Raw genomic sequence first — 617 nt, 5'->3', positions numbered from 1 at the left:
CGGATCCGCCGCGGTGGGCGGAGACGGCGGGGCGTCGGGTCATGGCGGTCAGCTCCCGGAGGTAGTGCGTGGTGCGGGGACGGGCACGGGTCCGTCGTCGGGCGGGGCGAGCAGTTCGCCGGATCCGCCGTCCGCCCGTCTGAGCAGCGGACAGCCGCTCACCACGAGGATGACGAAGGGCAGCCAGGCCGGCGGATAGGCCACGCCGTAGGTGCCGAGGTCGAGGATCGAGCGCTTCTCGTCCACGTTGGAGCCGTTGACGCCGAAGAAGGCCAGCAGCAGGGTCGGCGGCAGCGCGATCAGGGTGGCCGCGGCGGCCAGGCCGGAGATGGTCCGGTCGCGGGCCTCGTCGCGTTCGGCGAGGGCGGCGTCCAGTGCGGCGGAGCGGACGTCGATGACGGAGGTCAGGCGTTCCACCATGTGCGCGGAGTTCTCCAGGCTGTCGCGGATGCCGAGCGCGTCGCGCAGCGAGGACTGGAAGCCCTCCATCAGCATCTCCGGGATCAGCAGGCTGTCGACGTACGCCTCGACGCCGAAGGTCAGGTCGAGCTTGAGTTCGTTGACACCGGCCGACGGCCGGGAGATCAGGGTGCGGACGTGCTGCGGGGAGTCGGCGG

Annotated in this window: 1 pseudogene; it reads right to left on the bottom strand. The window is 71.8% G+C overall.

The annotated features are described in order from the left end of the window. Positions 1 to 48: 48 nt before the first annotated feature. Positions 49 to 617: pseudogene (locus CCN42_RS40025) on the bottom strand (hypothetical protein); the annotation flags it as partial.

The organism is Streptomyces glaucescens (assembly GCF_002154375.1).
GTDB lineage: Bacteria > Actinomycetota > Actinomycetes > Streptomycetales > Streptomycetaceae > Streptomyces > Streptomyces glaucescens.
The sequence above is the reverse complement of the archived record's forward strand: the minus strand, read 5'-3'. Positions and strand labels throughout refer to the sequence as shown.